The 1,182-nt window shown below is 55.8% G+C and carries 1 protein-coding gene; it reads right to left on the bottom strand.

Annotated elements, in window-relative coordinates; translation table 11 throughout:
* Positions 1 to 3: 3 nt before the first annotated feature.
* On the bottom strand, positions 4 to 1,182 hold a 1,179-nt coding region (gene tuf, locus C1Y41_RS19670; RefSeq protein WP_071668694.1), incomplete at its 5' end, for an elongation factor Tu.

Here is a 1,182-nt window from a genome sequence, read left to right as displayed (position 1 = left end):
CAATTAAGCGATAACAGAAGCAACAACGCCCGCGCCAACGGTACGGCCGCCTTCGCGGATTGCGAAGCGCAGACCCTGGTCCATCGCGATTGGGTGGATCAGGGTAACAACCATCTTGATGTTGTCGCCCGGCATTACCATCTCAACGCCTTCTGGCAGCTCAACTGAACCGGTCACGTCAGTGGTACGGAAGTAGAACTGTGGACGGTAGCCTTTGAAGAACGGAGTATGACGGCCGCCTTCGTCTTTAGACAGAACGTAAACTTCTGACTCGAACTTGGTGTGTGGCTTGATTGAGCCCGGCTTCGCCAGAACCTGTCCACGCTGAATGTCTTCGCGCTTGATACCGCGCAGCAGAACACCACAGTTCTCGCCCGCCTGACCCTGGTCCAGCAGCTTGCGGAACATCTCAACACCGGTACAGGTTGATTTCGCGGTATCTTTGATGCCCACGATTTCAACTTCGTCACCGACTTTAACGATGCCGCGCTCAACACGACCGGTAACAACGGTACCGCGGCCTGAGATTGAGAACACGTCTTCGATTGGCAGCAGGAACGGCAGGTCGATAGCACGAACCGGATCCGGGATGTAGCTGTCCAGGTAGCCAGCCAGCTCGATGATTTTGCCTTCCCACTCTGCGTCGCCTTCCAGCGCTTTCAGCGCTGAACCGCGTACGATTGGCGTATCGTCGCCCGGGAAGTCGTACTGTGACAGCAGGTCACGTACTTCCATCTCAACCAGCTCCAGCAGCTCTTCATCATCAACCATGTCGCACTTGTTCAGGAACACGATGATGTAAGGAACGCCAACCTGACGACCCAGCAGGATGTGCTCACGGGTCTGTGGCATCGGGCCATCAGTCGCAGCAACAACCAGGATTGCGCCGTCCATCTGCGCAGCACCGGTGATCATGTTTTTCACGTAGTCGGCGTGTCCCGGGCAGTCAACGTGTGCATAGTGACGGCTTGCGGTTTCGTACTCTACGTGTGCGGTGTTGATGGTGATACCACGTGCTTTTTCTTCAGGGGTGCTGTCGATCTGGTCGAATGCACGCGCCTGGCCGCCGTTGGTTTTAGCCAGAACGGTGGTGATTGCTGCAGTCAGGGTGGTTTTACCGTGGTCAACGTGACCGATGGTGCCCACGTTTACGTGCAGTTTGTTACGCTGAAATTGCTCTTT

It is taken from the genome of Pantoea sp. ICBG 1758 (genome assembly GCF_002928325.1).
Lineage (GTDB): Bacteria > Pseudomonadota > Gammaproteobacteria > Enterobacterales > Enterobacteriaceae > Pantoea > Pantoea eucrina.
The sequence above is the reverse complement of the archived record's forward strand: the minus strand, read 5'-3'. Positions and strand labels throughout refer to the sequence as shown.